Here is a 19,437-nt window from a genome sequence, read left to right as displayed (position 1 = left end):
AGGCATGCCGCCCGATCCCGCTTGCCATACCCTTGCCCGAGCGGCGATAGCGTGGCCATGACCTGGATCCCGGAGCGGACGGTACCGACGGTACCGGCAAGCGATGCGGCGGACTTCGCCGCGACGCACGGCAGCGCCTATCAACCCGTCGTCCTGCGCGGCCTCGTCGCCGACTGGCCGCTGGTGCAGGCCGGGGCGAACGGCGCACGGGCGGCGGCCGACTGCCTCGCGCGCTACGACCGGGGCGATCCGACCCATGTGATGCGGGGACCACCCGAGATCGGCGGGCGGTTCTTCTATGACGACGCGATGCGCGGCTTCAACTTCAAGGTCGAACGCGCGCCGCTTTCCACGCTGATGGCCGAACTGATCGCGCGCGCGGACGACGCCGCCCCGCCCGGCCTCTACGCCGGATCGGCCCCGACCGCGCAGCACCTGCCAGGCTTTGCCGAGGCGCATCCGATGCCGCTCGCCCACCCGGACGTGCCGCCGCGCATCTGGGTCGGCAACCGGACGCGGGTCGCGGCACATTACGACGTGTCGGACAATGTCGCGGTGGTCGCGATGGGGCGGCGGCGCTTCACCCTGTTCCCGCCTGCCGCCACGCCCGACCTCTATGTCGGTCCCTTGGACGTCACGATCGCCGGGCAGCCGGTGAGCATGGTCGACCTCGCCGCACCCGACCTCGCCCGCTTCCCCCGCTTCGCCGCCGCGATGGACCAGGCGATGAGCGTCGTGCTCGAACCGGGCGACGCGATCTTCGTGCCGACCTTGTGGTGGCATGCGGTCGAGGCGCTCGATCCGGTCAACATCCTCGTCAACTACTGGTACAACCAGCCGCCCGCCGGTTCGCCCTTCGCCGCGCTGCTCCATGCGATGCTTTCGATCCGCGACCTGCCCGCGCCCGAGCGCGCGGCTTGGGCGGTGTGGTTCGAGCAATATGTGTTCCGCGCGGATGCCGCGCACAGCGCCGACCATCTGCCGCCGCATGCGCAAGGGGTGGCGGGACCGCCCTCGCCCGGGCGCGAACAGGCGATGCGCGCCTATCTGCGCCGCGCGCTGGGATAGCGCTTCCCGCCCCCTCCCGTTCGTCCCGGGCGAAGTCGAGGGACGTGCCGAACGCGCATCGCATGGTTCGCCGGTGCTCGACCCGACGGTCGCCCCGCTACCCCCGCATCGGCGCGGTGCGCGCGACATAGGCGGCATGGTCGGGCATGCGCTGCGCCATGTCGGCATAGGCGGCGGCAAGGCGCGTCATCGCGTCGGCCACCCGCGCCTCGTCCAGCGAATCGGCCACCACGTCGTGGCCGACCGGCCAGATGCCCTGCCCGAACATCACCGACACCCAGCTCGGCACCTCGAACAGGTCATGGTCGTAGCGCAGGATGCGGCCCTTCTCGCGGAACAGTTCGATCTTGTGCGCCAGCGTGTCGGGGATCGGCATATCGCGGACGTAGCGCCAGAACGGCGTGTCGTCCCGCCGCGTCGCCTTGTAGTGCAGGATGATGAAGTCGCGGATGTAGTCGAACTGCTCGCCCATCAGCCGGTTGTATTCGCGCCGCTCGACCGCGGCATGGCCGCTGTCGGGGAACAGCCAGAACAGCTTGGAGATGCCGGTCTGGATCAGGTGGATCGAGGTCGATTCGAGCGGTTCGAGGAACCCGCCCGACAGGCCCAGCGCGACGACGTTCTTCTCCCACAACCGCTCGCGCACCCCGGCGGTGAAGCGAAGGCTGCGCGGCTCGGCGGTCGGCGCCCCGTCGAGGTTGGCGAGCAGCACCTCCTGCGCGCGCGCGTCGTCGGTGAAGCCGCTGGCATAGACATGGCCGTTGCCCGTGCGGTGCTGGAGCGGGATGCGCCATTGCCAGCCGCCCTCGCGCGCGGTTGCGCGGGTATAGGGCAGCAGCGGCCCGACCCGCTCGGAGGGCACCGCGATCGCCCGGTCGCACGGCAGCCAGTGCGACCAGTGGCGATAGCCGACCCCCAGCGCCTCCCCCAGCAGCAGCGAGCGGAACCCCGAACAGTCGATGAAGAACGCGCCCGCCACCCGGCGGCCGTCGTCCAGCACGACTGCCGTCACATGCCCGCTTTCGCCGTTCCGCTCGACGGACGCGATCCGTCCCTCGACCCGGCGCACGCCCTGTGCCTCCGCCCGTTCGCGCAGGAACTTCGCATACAGGGCGGCATCGAAATGATAGGCATGGGCCAGTTGCGACGCCGGGCTGCGCGCATCGGCCACCGGCGGCGCGAAGCGATGCGCGGCGGCGGCCTGCGCCGACATCGAGAATCGCTCGAAATCGGCCATGCCGTGCGCGCGGCGGTGCTTCAGCCAGTGCTGGTGGAACGCCACCCCCTCGAAATCGCGCCCGATCGTGCCGAAGGGGTGGATATAGCGCTCGCCCACGGCGCCCCAGTCGGCGAATTCGATGCCGAGCTTGAAGGTCGCGCCGGTCTTCGCGACGAACTCCGCCTCGTCGATGCCGAGCAGGCGGTTGAACTGCAGGATCGGCGGGATCGTCGCCTCGCCCACCCCTACGGTGCCGATCGCATCGGATTCGACCAGCGTGATCGTCCGCCGCCCGTCGTCGAGATAGCGCGAGGCCGCCGCCGCCGCCATCCAGCCCGCCGTGCCGCCGCCGACGATCACCACCGATTCGATCGGCGCTGCCGCCCGGCTCATATCCGCTCCCCCGTCATCCGGCCCATCCATGTCGCATAGGGTTCGGCCAGCGCCACCGCCTGCGCATTGCGGCGGTCCTGTGCCGCCCGCGCGGCGGCGACGGCGTGCGGATCGTCGGCGGCGCGGTGTGCGGGCACACCGGCCACGATGCCGATCCCGCCGAGCAGCTGCGTCCACAGGTCGCGCGGGATCGGGTCTTCCTCGACATGGGGCAGGCGCGACCGGCGCGCGAACTCCGACAGGCGCAGCGCCAGCATCGGCGACGGGCGCGCCCGCAGCGGATGCCCTGCGGGCAACGCCACCAGATGCGCCGCCACGAAATCGCGCATCGCATCCGCCGCCAGCGCCGCGCGGCGATTATATTCGTCGCGCTCCAGCGGATGAATGTCCCGCCCGGGCAACAGCTCGACCAGCAGTTCGATCGCCTGCGCCGCGAGCGCGAGGTTCGCCTGCCCCAGCGGCGGCAGCAGCGCGGCGGCATCGCCCAGCGCCACCACCCGCCCGGTCCACGCCGCGCGCCGCCGCCCGCTGCGCAAGCGGGTGCCGTCACCGCCCCGGCGCATCGTCACCCGCCGCAGCGCGTCGCGCCCCGGCGAGAACAGCTCGATCCGGTCATCCCGCAGTTCGACGCGGTCGACCACCGACAGCACCGGCGCGGCATGATCGATCGCCACCCGGTCGACGGCCAGTTCGTCGGACCAGTCGATCCAGTCGCTGCCCGCCACCCCCGACGCATCGACCACCAGATCGGCATCGACACCGGCGGGGCGGCTATCGCCCGGCGGCTCGATCGCGACGCCCAGATGCCGGGCGAGCGCCGCCAGATACCGGCGACAGGCATCGGGGGACCAGCGCAGGCCGTGGTCGATATCGCTCAGCGGCGATGCGGGATCGTCGGCAGCCTCGGCGAAGCGCCCGGCCATCGCCAGCGCGACGGCGGGGCCGGTCGGCGCGCTCGCCGCGGGTTCGGCACGTCCGCTCCAGTTGCCCGCAAAGCCGTGCGCGACCGGATCGGCGACCGCGCCGTGCCCGATCCACCAGTCGCGCCCGTCCGCGCGCCAGCCGCCGCTGTGGCACGTCGCCAGCCGGTGACTCGCCCCGGCGCGGCGGATCAGACCCGCCTCCTCGATCCCGATCCGTGCGTGCAGCCGCGCCAGCATCGGCAGGCTGCCATGCGCCGCATCGGCCATGGCATGCGGCGGCACCGCTACCGGCAGCAAGCGCACCCGCGCGCCCGGCAGCGTGCGGGCCAGCGCGCAGGCGGCGAGCAGCGCGACCTGCCCGCCGCCCACCACCGCGATCGTGCCGAGCGGCGCGCGCGCGTTCACGCCGCCCGCCCCAACGCACGGGCGTGGGGCGGCATCGCCGCGACCTGCGCCCCGATCTCGTCGCGCAGGTCGCCCAGCGCCTTCGCCAGCGCGGCGTCGGCGGGAATGTCGGCGCGCGGGTCGTAACCCTCGGGCACCACCCCCTGCCCCAGATAGACCGCGATCCAGCTCGGCTCGAGGAACAGCCCCTCGCCGTACCGCTCGACCCGCCCGGTCGCGCGCCACAGGTCCATCTTGCCCGCCAGCGTATCGGGCACGGCCATCGTGCGGACATGGCGCCAGAACGACGAATCGTCGCGGCGCGTGGCGTGGTAATGGAGGATCAGGAAATCGCGGATGCGGTCATATTCCATGTCGACCAGCCGGTTGAATTCGGCCCGGTCGGCATCCTCGACGCCGTTCAGCGGGAACAGCTCGATCAGCCGGGCGATCGCCATCTGCACCAGATAGATGGAGGTCGATTCGAGCGGTTCGAGGAACCCCGATGCCAGCCCCACCGCGACGACATTGCCGACCCAGCTCCGCGCCCGCCGCCCCGCCCTGAACCGCAGGACGCGCGGATCGGCGAGCGGCCGCCCCTCGATCGCCGCCAGCAGCGCCTGCGTCGCGGCGTCCTCGTCCAGATGCGCGGAGGAGAAGACATAGCCGTTGCCGACCCGGCTGGTCAGCGGAATGCGCCAGCGCCACCCCGCCGCCATCGCGGTCGCGCGGGTATAGGGCTCGATCTCCCCCCCGGGCGAGGCGCACGGCACCGCGACCGCGCGGTCGCACGGCAGCCAGCGCGACCAGTCCTCCCAACGCTCGCCCATCGCCTGCCCCAGCAACAGGCTGCGGAACCCCGAACAGTCGACGAACAGGTCGCCCGTCACCCGCTCGCCGCTGTCGAGCAGCAGCGCGGCGACATCGCCGCCGGCGGGATCGCGCTCGACCGACACGACCTTCGCCTCGGTGCGGCGCACGCCCAGCGGCTCGGCGAAGGCACGCAGGAACGGGCCGAACTTCGTGGCGTCGAACTGATAGGCATAGCCGTAGCTGGCGGCGAGCGAGAGATCGTCGTCGCGCGGAATCGCGAAGCGCCGCGCTTCCGCGGCCTGCACCCCCAGCGAATAGGCGCCGATCGGTGCCGCATGCCCCCCCGCCGCCGCGCGCAGCCAGAAATGATGGAAGCCGACCCCGGCCAGTTCGCGCCCGAAGGTGCCGAAGGGGTGGATGTAGCGCTCGCCGATCGCGCCGAAATCCTCGAACGCGATGCCCAGCTTGTAGGTGGCGTCGGTCGCGGCCATGAACGCCGCCTCGTCGATGCCCAGCGCGGTGACGAACTGGCGGATATGCGGCAGCGTCGCCTCGCCGACGCCGACGATCCCGATCTCCGCCGATTCGATCAGCCGGACGCGCGCCGACCGGCCCAGATGACGCGCTAGCGCCGCGGCCACCATCCATCCGGCGGTGCCACCGCCCACGATCACGACTTCGACCGGCACCCGTTCCACGCCCCTCTCCTGAACCGGGTTGTGGCAAAAAGACAACGCTGACAACAATCATCCGTAATAACGAAATCCATTTTGCTTTCGTGATTGTCCCACGCTGTCAGAAAGCATAAGCAGACACCACGCGGCGCTGTGATGACGGCTCGCGACAGGGTGGCAGCCGGCACTAAGACCGGCGTGCAGGGGAGGAAGTCGATGGCTACCAAGCGCATGCGCTTGTCTTACATGCATTTTCTGAAGTCGGCCGGTGGCGCCTCGGCGCTGGCGCTGGCGCTCCTGGCACAGGGTGCGCAGGCGCAGGACACGGTCGCGCCCGAATCGCAGACCTCGACCGCGACCGAGACGCCGACCGGCGCCCCCGCCAATCCGTCCGACCAGCCCTCGCCCGCCAAGGACGATGCGCCCGCAGGCGACGAGATCGTCGTCACCGGCATCCGCGCCTCGCTCGCCAAGGCGCAGGACATCAAGCGTGACAGCGCGACCGTCGTCGACGCGATCACCGCCGAGGATATCGGCGCGCTGCCCGACCGTTCGGTCAACGAAGCGCTCCAGCGCGTGCCCGGCGTCGCCATCACCCGCTTCGCGGCGGCGGGCGATTCGGCCCACTTCTCGGTCGAAGGTTCGGGCGTCGTCATCCGCGGCCTCACCTTCGTCCGCGGCGAATTCAACGGTCGCGACACCTTCTCGACCTCGGGCGGGCGCGAGATCGGCTTCAACGACGTGGCCCCCGAACTCGTCGGTTCGGTCGAGGTGTTCAAGAACCTGACCTCGGACCTGATCGAGGGCGGCATCGCGGGCACGGTCAACATCAACACCCGCAAGCCGTTCGATTCCAAGAAGCGGCTCGTCTATCTCTCGGCGGAAATGAACTACGCCGACCTGATCGAGAAGTCGGCGCCGACCTTCACCGGCCTGTTCTCCAACCAGTGGGAGCTGTCGAACGGCTCGCGCGTCGGCCTGCTGGTGTCGGGCACCTATTCGCAGCTGTATTCGCAGGCGCATTCGGCGTTCGTCTCCTCGCCGTTCGAGCGTTTCAACGGCACGCGCACCTTCAACGCGGGCACGCCCTATGCCTCGACCGTCACCGACACGTTCAACTGCGGCAACGGACTGACCAGCTGCTACGCGCCGACCGGCGCGGGCGTGCGCACGCAGGACTTCGACCGTCGCCGCTACGGCATCTCGGCCGCCGCGCAGTTCGCGACCGCAGGCGACGAGCTGATCGCCACCGCGCAGTTCCTGCGCACCAACGGCAAGAACACCTGGGTCGAGCGCACGATCGAGCCGAACGTGTGGTATGCGGACGTCAACGCGACCTTCCCGGCACCGGGCACCAGCTACACCTTCGACGACGACCGCGTGTTCGTCAGCGGCAACATCCGCCGTCCGGGCAGCTTCAAGGAAGGCTTCATCCCCGGCTCGAACGGGCAATATGGCCGCCTCACCAACTTCCAGTCGGGCGGCATCTTCACCACCTTCTCGAACCGTGCGCTGTCGAACGAGGCGCAGACCGACGATTACTCGCTGAACTTCAAGGTGACGCCGAGCGACCGGCTGCGCTTCAACTTCGACGGCCAGTACGTCAAGTCGAAGCTGAACGCGACCGACGTCATCATCGATACCGGCACCTGGTCGAACATCTTCCTCGACACGTCGGGCAAGATCCCGCAGGTCGCCTTCTCGATCGGCGACGTGCCCGCCTATAACGGCCGCACCCCCAGCGCCGCCGAATATTTCAGCAACCCGAACAGCATCTATTTCCGCGATGCGTTCAGCGACATCAACGACAACAACGGCGAGGAATGGGCCTTCCGCGCCGACGGCGAATACGACCTGTCGGACAGCGGCTTCCTGCGCCGCATCCGCGTCGGCGGCCGCTATGCCGACCGTGACCAGGTCGTGCGCAACAACGGCTACAACAACTGGGGCGCGCCTTCGGAAACCTGGACCGGCGGCGGCGCGCAGACCTTCGCGTCGATCGATCGCAGCCTGTACGGCGTCTACGGCTTCCCGAACTTCTTCCGCGGGGAAGCGCTCGCGCCGCCCAACGCGAACTATCTGAACCCGGACATCCTGCTCGACTATGACCGGTCGCAGAACCTGCTGCGCCAGATCAACCGGGCCGGTCAGGGCAGCTACACCCCGCTCGAGGACCGGACCTGCCAGAACAATGCGGCGAAGGTGAACCGCTTCTTCTGCCCGAACGAGGTGTTCGACAATTCGGAAACCACGATCGCGGGCTATGCGCGCCTCGACTTCGCGGCTGACCTGGGCGGGACATCGGCGTTCGACGGCAATATCGGCGTCCGCTACGTCAACACGCTCGAACGCTCGTTCGGTGCGGTGACTGCGCCGCTCGCCAATGCGGTGTTCAATCCGACGACCAACCCCGACACCGGTCGTCCCTACACGCTCGCCGAATTCTGCGCCCGTGCGCCGGAACCGGGGCAGCAGCGCGCAGGCATCTGCCAGTTGCCGGCGGCCGACCAGCAGCGGGCGATCGCCTTCGCCAACGGTGCGTCGACGCCCTACACCGGGCGCAACCGCTTCGATCACTGGCTGCCGAGCATCAACCTGCGCTTCAAGCCGACCGAGAAGCTCCAGTTCCGCCTTGCCGGATCGCGGGCGCTCTCGCGGCCGAACTTCGGCAACCTGCGCGCGTTCATCGGCGTCAATCCCGACACGAACCGCACCGGCCAGCTGGTGTTCAGCGCCCGATCGCAGAACCCGTTCCTCGAACCGGTCGAGGCGACCCAGGCCGACCTGACCGCCGAATGGTATTTCAACCGCGTCGGCTCGCTGACGGGTGCGGTGTTCTGGAAGCGGCTGACCAACCTGATCGACGACAACAGCCAGTCGGTGCTGAACCTCACCAACAACGGCGCGACCTTCCCGATTCTGGTGCAGGGTCCGGCCAACGTCGACGGCTCGGCGACGATCAAGGGCGCCGAAATCTCGTACCAGCAGACCTACGACTTCCTGCCGGGCGCGCTGTCGGGTCTCGGCATGCAGGCGACCTATACCTTCGTCGATACCGGCAGCTTCCCGAACCCGACCCCGGCGAACAATGCCGCCGACGGCAACCGTCCGCCGGGCCAGGTCGACGGCCTGTACGGCGCGCTGCCGCTCCAGCAGCTCTCGAAGCACAACGTCAACGTGGCGGGCTTCTACGACAAGTACGGCCTCTATGCCCGTCTCGCCTACAGCTGGCGTTCGTCGTACCTGATCTCGGTGCGCGACTGCTGCTTCCCGTTCCTGCCGGTGTTCTCGGAACCGACCGGGCAGCTCGACGGGTCGCTGTTCTACACCGTCAACGATCAGTTCAAGATCGGCGTGCAGGTCCAGAACATGCTGAACGAGATCACCCGGACCAGCTTCGGCCTCTATGCCGACGAGGACGGGGAAGTCGTCCGGGCCAAGCGCGCGGCGTTCATCAACGACCGGCGCTTCTCGCTCTCGGTCCGCCTGACGCTCTGACCTCTTGACCGGGCGGGTGGTTCCGACAGAGACCGCCCGCCCTTTTTCTGTCCGGCGGAGACGAGCATGCGGCTGACCCGACGCGAAACGCTGCTGGGGGCAGGCGCACTCGGCCTCGCCCTACCCGCCGGTGCCGCCGCACCGCGCCGGGGGCGGCTGAGCAATCCCGCCGCATCGCGCCAGGCGCGCGCGCTCTACGCCTATCTCTGGTCGCGATACGGCAGGCGGACGCTGACCGGCCAGCAGGAGGGCTTCGCCGCGACCGGCGGGCCGGATGCCGAACTGCGTCATATCGAGCGGGTGACGGGCAAGCTGCCCGCGCTGCTCGGTCTCGACTATATCGACCCGCGCGACAATGCGAACGTGAACCGCCGCGCGGCAGCGTGGATCGCATCGGGCGGGATCGCCACCATCTGCTGGCACTGGGGCGCACCCGACATCGGCACCGGCTATGAGAACTCAAAGAAGGACTTCGACGTCGCCGCCGCGCTGACGCCGGGCACGCCGCAGCACCGCGCGATGCATGCGCAGATGGCGGAAACCGGCGACCTGCTACAGGCGCTGCGCGACCAACAGCTGCCGATCCTGTGGCGGCCGTTCCACGAATTCAGCGGCGACTGGTTCTGGTGGGGCAAGCACGGCCCGGATGCGTTCAAGGCGCTGTGGCGGACGATGTACGACTATTACGTCCACGAACGCCGCCTCGACAATCTGATCTGGGTGCTCGGCTGGGCGGGGCAGAATGTCGATCCGCACTGGTATCCGGGGCGCGCCTATGTCGATGTCGCCGGGTCCGACATCTATGTCGAGGACCATGGCAATCTGGCACCGATGTTCGCCGCGACGAAGGCGATCGTCGGCGACAGCGTGCCGATCTGCCTGCACGAGAACGGGCCGATCCCCGATCCGGCGACGCTGGGGCCACAGGCCGACTGGCTGTGGTTCATGACGTGGCACACCCGCTGGCTGACCGACCCGGCGCAGAACACCGCGGCGCAGCTCAAGGCATATTACAACTCGGCGCGCTATGTGACGAAGGACGAACTGCCGCGCTATCTCGCGGGATAGCGCGGCGGCGCGCGTCCTACAGCACGTGCATCCACATCGGCTGGCCGAGCACGCTGGCCGATCCGCCGAGCTTCTCCAGCGCCTGCGCCACGCAGCGCTCCGGCCCCTCGTGCGTCACGATCGCCACCAGCACGCTGCCGTCCGCATTCGCGCCGCGCTGCATCAGGCTTTCGATCGAGACGCCCGCGTCACGCATCGCCGCCGCGATCTCGGCCAGCACGCCCACCTTGTCGGCGACGGTCAGGCGGACATAGGCCCGCCCGCGCCGCTCGCCCGATGCCTCGGCGGCAGGCGCGCTGAGCGAGGCGGCGGGCATCGCATAAGGCGGGCCATATTCGCCGCGGGCGATGTCGATCAGGTCGGCGACCACCGCGCTGGCGGTCGGCCCGTCGCCCGCGCCGCGCCCCTGGAAGAACAGCCGCCCGACGAAATTGCCCTCCGCCACCACGGCGTTGAGCGATCCGGTGACATGCGCCAGCGGATGGTCGAGCGGCACCAGATGCGGATGCACCCGCTGGAACAGCCCGCGCGGCCCCGCCTCGCCCACACCCACCAGCCGGATGCGATAGCCGAGCGCCGCGGCTTCGGCGATATCGGCGGCCAGCACATGGCGGATGCCGGTCACCGCCACCTCGCCGAACGCCGGACGCGTGCCGAAGGCGATGCTGGCGAGGATCGACAGCTTGTGCGCGGCATCGACCCCGTCGATGTCGAAGCTGGGATCGGCCTCGGCAAAGCCCAGCGCCTGTGCCTCCGCCAGCACCTCGGCGAAGTCGCGGCCCTCGGCCTCCATCTTCGACAGGATGAAATTGCAGGTGCCGTTGAGGATGCCGTAGACCTGCGAGATCTCGTTGGCCGCCGCCCCTTCGCGCAGGCCCTTGATGACCGGCACGCCGCCCGCGACCGCCGCCTCGAACTTCAGCGCGACGCCGCGATCCTCGGCGGCAGTCGCGAGTTCGAGGCCGTGGTGCGCGATCATCGCCTTGTTGGCGGTGACGAAGCTCTTGCCCGCGCCCAGCGTCGCGCGCGCCAGCGTAAGGGCGGGGCCGTCCGATCCGCCGATCAGCTCGACCACGACATGCGCCTCGCCGGTGTGGACCAGCGCGGCGGTGTCATCGACCCAGTGGTAGCGCGACAGGTCGACGCCGCGGTCGCGGGCACGGTCGCGCGCCGATACCGCGACGATCTCGATCGGGCGGCCTGCCCGCCTTGCGATGAGTTCGCCGTTGGTCTCGATCAGCCGAATGACGCCCGCGCCCACGGTTCCAAGGCCGGCGATGGCGACGCGGAGCGGTTCGGTCATATCTTCCTCTGGTTGCAGACGTAACAAAATTGCGGCCGGAGCATCGCCCCGGCCGGTTTCGTGTCTCTAGTCGCTGGGGTGCGGCAGGGGAAGGGTGTTCGACCCACCCTGACCGTTCGGTTCGAGGAGCTTCGAGCGTAGCCGAGAAGCGCCCGTCGAGAACGCCTTGCCCGCCGGCACCCGTTCTCGACAAGCTCGAACCGAACGGGGAGGAACGGCTCGAACCGACCGGCAGCGGCCCTACTTCTTGATCAGCCCGATCTCCACCAGCCGCTCGTACAGATAGTCGTGCGCGGTGATCGGCGTCGGATAGCGATCCGGGCGTTCGTCCGACACGCAGCCCGGCAGCGTCTCGATCAGGAAATCGGGCGCGGGATGCAGGAAGAACGGCATCGAATAGCGCGAATGGCCGCGGCGTTCGGGCGGCGGGTTGACCACGCGGTGGGTGGTGGAGGGCAGGACATGGTTGGTCAGCCGCTGGAGCATGTCCCCCACGTTCACCACCATCGCACCGGGCGGCGGCGCGACCGGCAGCCAGCGTCCGTCGCGGTCGAGCAGTTCGAGTCCCGCCTCTTCCGCACCCAGCAGCAGGGTGATGAGGTTGATGTCCTCATGCGCGCCCGCCCGCACCTCGGGCGCATCGGCGGCGACCGGGGGATAGTGGAGCAGGCGCAGCACCGAATTGCCGTCCTTCACCGCCGGATCGAACCAGTCGGGCGCAAGGCCCAGATAGCGCGCGATCGCGGACAACAACCGGTCGCCCGCCGCATCCAGCGCGGCGAACAGGTCGAGGAACGCCTCGCGGAACCCTTCCGGTCGCGCGGGCCAGATGTTGGCGGGCATCACCTCGCCATAGCGGTGCCCGGCGGCCAGTTCGCGCCCGACGTGCCAGAATTCCTTCAAGTCGACATATTGCGCGCCCTTGGCGATCTCGGTCTTGAACGGGGTATAGCCGCGCGCGCCGCCGCCGCCCGCGACGAAATAGCCGCGCTTCTCTTCCTCGGGCAAATCGAAGAACGCCTTGGTCATTGCCCATGCGCGGTCGATCACCCGCTGGTCGACGCCATGGTCGGATACCATCGCGAAACCGAAGCGTTGGAACGACCGTCCGAACGCCTGTGCGAACCCGTCCGGATCGTCCTTCGCCTGCGCCATCGAGACGAGCGGAACCTCGGCAAGTACCGTGTCGACCATAAACCTTCCCAACACTCCGGAACACCAAATGACCAAGATAGAGCGCCCGGCCCGCGACGAACAGGGGCAAGCTGTGGGTGACGGCGGCGTCCTTTTGCGTCATGGGGATACGCAAATGCTCGACCGACCCGAAACCCCGCCTTCGGCCCGCGCCGACGGCGCCGCCGCGCCCGCACCCGAACCCGAACCCGCCGGGGCGCAGGACCGTTCGCCCCTGCCCTTCGGCGAATTCGTCACGCTGATCGCCGCGTTGATGGCGCTGACCGCGCTCGGCATCGACTCGATGCTGCCCGCGCTCCCGGCGATCGGCAGCGCGCTGGACGTGGCCGAACCGAACAGCCGCCAGTTCGTCATCACCGCCTTCCTGCTCGGCTTCTCGATCGCGCAGCTCGTCTACGGCCCGCTCGCCGACCGCTACGGCCGCCGCCCGGTGCTGATCTTCGCGCTGGTGGCCACCGCGATCACCAACCTGATCGCGGCGATCGCGGGCAGCTTCGTGCTGCTGCTCGCCGCGCGCTTCGCCTCGGGCGCGGCGGTGGCGGCGTCGCGGGTAGTGACGGTGGCGCTGGTGCGCGACTGCTATGCGGGGCGGGCGATGGCGCGGGTGATGAGCCTCGCCTTCATCTTCTTCATGGCCGCCCCGATCCTCGCCCCCACCTTCGGCGAAGTCGTGCTGATGTTCGGGTCGTGGCGCTGGATCTTCGGCGGGATCGCGATCGTGACCGTGGCGATCCTCGCATGGTTCGTGGCGCGCATGCCCGAGACGCTGCCCGCATCCGAACGCCAGTCGCTCGACCCGCGCCGCATCGCGCAAGGCTATGGCATCGTGCTGCGCGATCGCTATGCGGTGGGCTATACGCTCGCCGCCGCGCTGCTGCAGGGCGGGCTGTTCGGCTTCGTCGGATCGATCCAGCAGATCATGGACGTGACGTTCGACCGGCCGAAGCTGCTGACCATCGTCTTCGCCTGCGTCGCCAGCACGATGGCGGCGGCATCCTTCTTCAATTCGCAGATCGTGATGCGCTTCGGCACCCGGCTGATCAGCCACGCGGCGCTCACCGGGCTGATCGTCGTCGCCGCGCTGCATCTGGCGATCACGCTGGCGGGCCTCGAATCGCTGGTCAGCTTCATCATCCTCCAGGCGCTGATGATGGCGTGTTTCGGGCTCGCCACCTCCAACTTCTCGGCGATGGCGATGGAGAATATGGGGCGGATCGCGGGCACCGCCTCGTCGCTCCAGGGGTTCGTCTCGACGCTGGGCGGCGCGGTGCTCGGCGCGCTGATCGGGCAGGCGTTCGACGGGACGACGGTGCCGCTCTACGGCGGGTTCCTCGTGCTCGGCCTCATCGCATTGTTCGTCGTGTTCCGCACCGAACACGGCCGCCTGTTCCGAAGGGGGTAGGAACCCCTCCCCTGCCCGGCGGGTTTGATGCCGCACGATCCCCATGACGGAGTGAGCACGATGGGCGGACATCAGGTGAACGGCACCGGCACCGGCGACGACGGATACGACGAGGACGGCTATGACGAGAGCCAGCGCGCCGAAATCCTCGAGGCGACCCGCGACGGCCCCAGCGACGGCACGATCCTGACCGACCTCGAACCCGACCTCGGCATGTCGGACGACGCGGACGAGGACGAGCTGGCGATGGAGGACGACGACCTCGCCGAAGAGGACGAGGACGTGACCGTCACCGGCCAGGGCGACAGGCAAGAGGACGAACTCCAGGAAGATTTCGACGACGACAATCTCGCCGGGGACGACGACCTCGACGACGCCGATCGCGACGCGATCGAACCGTGAGGAGCCGCGCCGCCGTCGCGGGTGCGCTGCTGCTGGCCGCGTGCGGTGGCGGCGGCGACGACGCCGCGCGGAACGACAGCGCGACCACCGCCGCCGCGCCCGAACCGGTGCCGAGCGCAGGTGCGCCGACGCCGGTCACGCCCGCGACGACGCTGCCCGCCGGGGAGGGTATCCCCGGCGTTTCCGCCCCGCCGCCGCTCGATCCGCCCGTACCGGTCCCCGATCCTTCGCCATCCGTCGCGGCGGAGGCAGGAGCGGACGCCGCCGTGGCGGTACTGCGTGCCTATTTTGCCGCGATCGCGGACCGGCGCTACGGCGATGCCTATCGCCTGTGGCAGGGGCGCGGGCAGGCGGCGGGGATGAGCGCGCAGGCCTTTGCCGACAGCTTCGCCAAATACGCCGCCTATCGCGCGACGATCGGCACGCCGGGGCGGATCGATGCCGGGGCGGGCCAGCGCTATATCGAGATACCGGTCACGGTCGACGCACGCCTGCGCGACGGCCGTCCCGCCCGGCTGGAGGGCATGGTGACGCTGCACCGCACCGGCGATATCGATGGGGCGACGGCGGAGCAGCGGTCGTGGCGCATCTCCGACAGCGGCTTGAAACCCCGCCTCGCCGCCGATACCCCCGGCCAGTGACCACCCCCGCCCCCCGCCACACCGCCACGATCACCGCCACTGCCGCCGACATCGACGAGCTGGGCCATGTGAACAATGCGGTCTGGGTCCGCTGGATTCAGGACGTGGCGGTGGCGCACTGGATGGCGGTGGCGACGCGGGAACAGCAGGAAGCCTATGTCTGGGTCGTGACCCGGCACGAGATCGACTATCGCGGCAATGTCGCGGCGGGCGAGACGGTAAGTGCGGAGACGTGGATCGCACCCGAAGGCCCGCGTGGCGCGCGCTTCGACCGGCTGATGCGCTTCACCGGCGGGGACGGGCGGGTGAAGGTGGAGGCGCGCACCACCTGGGCGCTGATCGACCGCGCGAGCGGACGGCTGCTCCGCGTGCCCGATGCGGTGACGGCGCGGTTCGTCGGCTGACGTCCGTCATCCCGGCGCAGGCCGGGATCCACGGACAGGCAACGTCGCGGCCCCGTCGTACCGGCCCGTATCCATGGATTCCGGACTGCGCCGGAATGACGAACGGGACCACACCGATTCCGTCCTAGGCTTGCGCCCCCGCATCGGCTAATCGCGCACATTCCTATGACCGACACGCCCGACACGACGCGCGACTGGCGCGATACCGTCTTCCTGCCGAAGACCGACTTCCCGATGAAGGCGGGCCTCGCCGCCAAGGAACCGGCGATTCTCGCGCGCTGGGAAAAGATCGGCCTGTACGATCGCCTCCGCGCCGAGCGTGCCGGGCGGGAACGCTTCCTGCTCCACGACGGCCCGCCCTATGCCAATGGCGACATCCATATGGGCCATGCGATGAACAAGGTGCTGAAGGACATCGTCGTCCGCACCCAGTCGCTGCTCGGCAAGGACGCGCCCTACATCCCCGGCTGGGACTGCCACGGCCTGCCGATCGAATGGAAGATCGAGGAGGCGTACCGCGCCAAAAAGCGGAACAAGGACGAGGTTCCCCCGTCCGAGTTCCGCGCCGAATGCCGCGCCTATGCCGCCAAATGGGTCGATGTGCAGAAGGGCCAGTTCCAGCGGCTGGGCGTGATGGGCGACTGGGCCGATCCCTATCTGACGATGAAGTTCGACGCCGAGGCGACGATCGCCGAGGAGTTGCTCAAGTTCGCCATGTCGGGCCAGCTCTATCGCGGGGCCAAGCCGGTGATGTGGTCCCCGGTCGAAAAGACCGCGCTGGCCGAGGCGGAGGTCGAATATGAGGACATCGTCTCGACCCAGATCGACGTGGCGTTCGAGATCGTGGATGCGCCGAACGCGCCGGAGCTGGTCGGCGCGCATGCGGTGATCTGGACGACGACGCCGTGGACGATCCCGGTGAACCAGGCGTTGGCGTACGGGTCTGATAACGAGTATGTCGTCTTGCCATCGAACGGCAAACGATACTTAGTGGCACAACGACTTGCGCAGCAGTTCTCTGACCGGGCAGGATTGGGTTTCGCTGACGTAACCGAGTTCTTCGACGCTTACATCGAAGAACACGGACAGTTCATCCAAGGCACCCAACTGGCTGGCGCCACCGCACGCCACCCGATGCACGCGCTGGGCGGCTTCTTCGCCAAGCCCCGCCCGTTCCTGCCCGGCGAGTTCGTCACCACCGACGCGGGCACCGGCCTCGTCCATATGGCCCCCGACCATGGCGAGGACGATTTCGAGTTGTGCAAGGCGAACGGCATCGACCCCGTGTTCGCGGTGCAGGGCGATGGCAGCTACCGCGCCGACTGGGCATGGCTCGGCGGGCAGGGCAGCGTCATCAACAAGAAGTTCACCGCCAGCGACGGCCCGATCTGTTCGGACCTGCGCGAAGCGGGCGCGTTGCTGGCGGCGTCGGACGACTTCGCGCACAGCTATCCGCACAGCTGGCGCTCCAAGGCGAAGGTGATCTTCCGCGCGACCCCGCAATGGTTCATCCCGATGGACAAGCCCTCTCCCCAAATGGGGAGAGGGTTGGGAGAGGGGGTTGGCGATCCGCTGCTTGGGATCACCAACCTCTCGCCAAGCCCCCTCACCCCGGCCCTCTCCCCTGAAGGGGAGAGGGGGTCGAACGGCCCGACGCTCCGCGAGATCGCGCTCGACGCGATCGACCACACGCGCTTCGTGCCGGAGAAGGGCCGCAACCGCATCGCCGCGATGGTGTCGGGCCGTCCCGACTGGGTCATCAGCCGCCAGCGCGCATGGGGCGTGCCGATCGCGCTCTATGTCCATCGCCAGACCGGCGAGTATCTGCGCGACGCAGCGGTGAACGAACGTATCCTCGCCGCCTTCCGCGAATCGGGGGCGGACGCATGGTATGCCGCCGATCATCAGGCGCTGCTCGGGCCCGACTATGACCTCGCCGATTATGAGGTCGTCACCGACATCCTCGACGTATGGTTCGATTCGGGCTGCACCCATGTGTTCACGCTCGAGGCGCGCTTCGGCGAGGGCACCCGCGCCGACCTGTATCTCGAAGGGTCGGACCAGCATCGCGGCTGGTTCCAGTCGTCGCTGCTGGAAGGGTGCGGCACGCGCGGTCGCGCGCCGTACAAGGCGGTACTGACCCACGGCTTCGCGCTCGACGGCAACGGGCGCAAGATGTCGAAGAGCCTCGGCAACGTCGTCGATCCGCTCAAGGTGATCGGCGAATCGGGCGCGGACATCCTGCGGCTGTGGGTCGCGCAGACCGATTATTTCGAGGATGTGCGCATCGGCAAGGAAGTGCTGGCCGGGACCGGCGACGCCTATCGCAAGCTGCGCAATACCTTCCGCTATCTGCTCGGCGCATTGGACGGGTTCGACGAGGCGGAGCGGGTGCCGGTCGCCGACATGCCGGGGCTGGAGCGCTATGTCCTGCACCTGCTCGGCACCCTCGACGCCGAGTTGAAGGCGGCGGCGGAAGCCTATGAGTTCAACCGCTATGCCCGCGCGCTGATCGATTTCGCGAACGAGGACCTGTCGGCCTTCTTCTTCGATATCCGCAAGGACTCGCTCTATTGCGACGCGGCGGACGATCCCAAGCGCCGCGCGTACCGCACCGTGCTCGACACGCTGTTCCACGCGCTGGTGCGCTATGCCGCCCCGATCCTCGCCTTCACCGCCGAGGAAGTGTGGCAGGCGCGCTTCCCCAGCGAGGACGGGTCGGTCCACCTGCTCGAATGGCCCGAACTGCCGCACCTTCCCGCCGATATGCCGCTCGGCACCGAATGGGCGACCCTGCGCGCGCTCCGGCAACAGGTGACGGAGGCGATCGAGCCGCTGCGCCGCGCCAAGACGGTGCGCTCCAGCCTAGAAGCGGAAGTGACCGTGCCCGACCTGCCGCTCGATCCGCAAGAACTGGCCGAGCTGTTCATCGTGGCGAAAGTCACGCAGGCCGATGGCGAGGTGACGGTCGCCCGGACCGACTATGCCAAGTGCGGACGCTGCTGGCGGCACCTGCCCGAGGTGGCGGCGGACGGGGCATTGTGCGATCGTTGCGCAAAGGTGGTGGCGTGATGCGGAAGGCGGCAATCGGGCTGGCGGTGGCGGTGTTCGCGCTGGACCAGCTCGTCAAATATCTCGTGACCGGGCCGATGGGCATTTCCTACCCCGGCGCGTCCCATGACGTTCTACCGATCTTCACGCTGCGCTTCGTCCAGAATTTCGGCGTGTCGCTCGGGCTGCTACAGGCGGGCAGCGAGACCGCGCGCTGGGCGCTGGTGGCGATGACCGCCGCGATCGCGACCGGCGTCGCAGTGTGGATTCGCCGCGAGACGGGGCGCGCCGAACTGGCCGCGCTGGGGCTGGTGCTCGGCGGTGCGCTCGGCAATATCGTCGACCGGGTACGCTTCGGCTATGTCGTCGACTATGCCGACCTGCATTTCGGCGGGTTCAGCCCGTTTCTGGTATTCAACATCGCCGATGCGGCGATTACGATCGGTGTCGTCATCCTCCTCGTGCGGGCGCTGTTCGCCCGGGATGCGAAGACCGATGTTCCTGTGGAGAAGGCCAATGCGTAACCTTATCGTCGTCGGCAGCCTCGGCCTGCTCCTCGCGGGCTGCCAGGGCGGCGGGCTGAACCGCGCCCGTCCCGACGAGTTCGCCGTGGCGCGTCAGGCCCCGCTGGTGATCCCGCCCGACTATTCGCTCGTTCCCCCGCAGCCGGGCGCACCGCGTCCGCAGGACACCTCCGCCTCGACCCAGGCGATGCAGGCGCTGTTCGGCGGCCCCGCCCCGCGCAGCGCCACCGAGCGACTGACGCTGCAACAGGCGGGCGAGGTGCAGGCCGATCAGGGCATCCGCTCCGGCGTGGCCGACCCCTCGACCAACGTCGTCGACAAGGGCGCGACCACCCGCGACATCGTCGCCGCCCCGCCGGGCGACGGACAGGCCGCGCGCACCACCACGCCGTAACGCGGTCGCGGACCGCCGTCCCGTGCGGGACGGTATGTGCCCCGGCATCGTGACCGCGATGCCGGGCGACAGGCGCTGATTA

General features: G+C 69.1%; 15 protein-coding genes. 10 read left to right on the top strand and 5 right to left on the bottom strand.

The features are described from left to right. Positions 1–57: 57 nt before the first annotated feature. Positions 58–1,068, top strand: coding sequence for a cupin-like domain-containing protein (locus ABLE43_RS00860; RefSeq protein WP_348976573.1), 1,011 nt, complete (start codon positions 58–60; stop codon positions 1,066–1,068). 97 nt (positions 1,069–1,165) lie between these two features. Here ABLE43_RS00860 and ABLE43_RS00855 read toward each other — a convergent pair whose 3' ends face one another. From ABLE43_RS00855 to ABLE43_RS00845, 3 genes are read right to left on the bottom strand one after another with little or no spacing between them, the layout of a single operon-like run. Beyond that, positions 1,166–2,680: a tryptophan halogenase family protein gene (locus tag ABLE43_RS00855; protein ID WP_348976572.1), complete on the bottom strand. Its 1,515-nt coding sequence runs from the start codon at positions 2,678–2,680 to the stop codon at positions 1,166–1,168. Continuing rightward, positions 2,677–4,008 carry a tryptophan 7-halogenase gene (locus tag ABLE43_RS00850; RefSeq protein ID WP_348976571.1) on the bottom strand — a complete coding sequence of 444 codons (1,332 nt, stop codon included), beginning with the start codon at positions 4,006–4,008 and terminating at the stop codon, positions 2,677–2,679. Before ABLE43_RS00850 ends, ABLE43_RS00855 begins: the two co-directional genes overlap by 4 nt. Then, positions 4,005–5,498: a tryptophan halogenase family protein gene (locus tag ABLE43_RS00845; RefSeq protein WP_348976570.1), complete on the bottom strand. Its 1,494-nt coding sequence runs from the start codon at positions 5,496–5,498 to the stop codon at positions 4,005–4,007. The genes ABLE43_RS00850 and ABLE43_RS00845 overlap by 4 nt, the downstream gene beginning before the upstream one ends. A 207-nt stretch (positions 5,499–5,705) precedes the next feature. Between ABLE43_RS00845 and ABLE43_RS00840 the strand changes: the two genes are divergently transcribed. Both ABLE43_RS00840 and ABLE43_RS00835 read left to right on the top strand, forming a co-directional pair. Beyond that, the gene (locus ABLE43_RS00840; RefSeq protein WP_348976569.1) at positions 5,706–8,972 is read left to right on the top strand and encodes a TonB-dependent receptor; all 3,267 of its coding nucleotides are present in this window, start codon (positions 5,706–5,708) and stop codon (positions 8,970–8,972) included. A 66-nt stretch (positions 8,973–9,038) separates the two neighbouring features. Beyond that, complete coding sequence (locus ABLE43_RS00835) at positions 9,039–10,040, top strand: glycosyl hydrolase (RefSeq protein ID WP_348976568.1); 1,002 nt, start codon at positions 9,039–9,041, stop codon at positions 10,038–10,040. A gap of 16 nt (positions 10,041–10,056) precedes the next feature. Here ABLE43_RS00835 and ABLE43_RS00830 read toward each other — a convergent pair whose 3' ends face one another. Together ABLE43_RS00830 and ABLE43_RS00825 are read right to left on the bottom strand one after the other, a co-directional pair. Continuing rightward, positions 10,057–11,343 carry a homoserine dehydrogenase gene (locus tag ABLE43_RS00830; RefSeq protein WP_348976567.1) on the bottom strand — a complete coding sequence of 429 codons (1,287 nt, stop codon included), beginning with the start codon at positions 11,341–11,343 and terminating at the stop codon, positions 10,057–10,059. A gap of 240 nt (positions 11,344–11,583) precedes the next feature. After that, a complete protein-coding gene (locus ABLE43_RS00825; RefSeq protein ID WP_348976566.1) occupies positions 11,584–12,537 on the bottom strand; it encodes an isopenicillin N synthase family dioxygenase in 954 nt (317 codons plus the stop codon). A 115-nt stretch (positions 12,538–12,652) separates the two neighbouring features. On the opposite strand from ABLE43_RS00825, the gene ABLE43_RS00820 reads away from it, so the two are divergent. From ABLE43_RS00820 to ABLE43_RS00790, 7 genes are all read left to right on the top strand, one after another. Next, on the top strand, positions 12,653–13,939 hold the full coding sequence (locus tag ABLE43_RS00820; RefSeq protein ID WP_348976565.1) for a multidrug effflux MFS transporter: 1,287 nt from the start codon (positions 12,653–12,655) through the stop codon (positions 13,937–13,939). 60 nt (positions 13,940–13,999) lie between these two features. Beyond that, complete coding sequence (locus ABLE43_RS00815; RefSeq protein WP_348976564.1) at positions 14,000–14,341, top strand: DNA primase; 342 nt, start codon at positions 14,000–14,002, stop codon at positions 14,339–14,341. Continuing rightward, positions 14,338–14,982 (top strand): hypothetical protein, encoded by a 645-nt coding sequence (locus tag ABLE43_RS00810; RefSeq protein WP_348976563.1) that lies wholly within the window; start codon positions 14,338–14,340, stop codon positions 14,980–14,982. Before ABLE43_RS00815 ends, ABLE43_RS00810 begins: the two co-directional genes overlap by 4 nt. Further along, on the top strand, positions 14,979–15,386 hold the full coding sequence (locus ABLE43_RS00805; protein ID WP_348976562.1) for an acyl-CoA thioesterase: 408 nt from the start codon (positions 14,979–14,981) through the stop codon (positions 15,384–15,386). Before ABLE43_RS00810 ends, ABLE43_RS00805 begins: the two co-directional genes overlap by 4 nt. Before the next feature lie 165 nt (positions 15,387–15,551). After that, positions 15,552–18,458, top strand: coding sequence for an isoleucine--tRNA ligase (gene ileS, locus ABLE43_RS00800; protein WP_348976561.1), 2,907 nt, complete (start codon positions 15,552–15,554; stop codon positions 18,456–18,458). After that, on the top strand, positions 18,458–18,961 hold the full coding sequence (gene lspA, locus ABLE43_RS00795) for a signal peptidase II (protein ID WP_348976560.1): 504 nt from the start codon (positions 18,458–18,460) through the stop codon (positions 18,959–18,961). The genes ileS and lspA overlap by 1 nt, the downstream gene beginning before the upstream one ends. After that, the gene (locus ABLE43_RS00790) at positions 18,954–19,355 is read left to right on the top strand and encodes a DUF3035 domain-containing protein (RefSeq protein ID WP_348976559.1); all 402 of its coding nucleotides are present in this window, start codon (positions 18,954–18,956) and stop codon (positions 19,353–19,355) included. The genes lspA and ABLE43_RS00790 overlap by 8 nt, the downstream gene beginning before the upstream one ends. The last annotated feature ends 82 nt before the right edge of the window (positions 19,356–19,437 follow it).

It is taken from the genome of Sphingomonas silueang, assembly GCF_040049155.1.
GTDB lineage: Bacteria > Pseudomonadota > Alphaproteobacteria > Sphingomonadales > Sphingomonadaceae > Sphingomonas > Sphingomonas silueang.
This window is presented reverse-complemented; position numbering and strand designations above follow the sequence as displayed.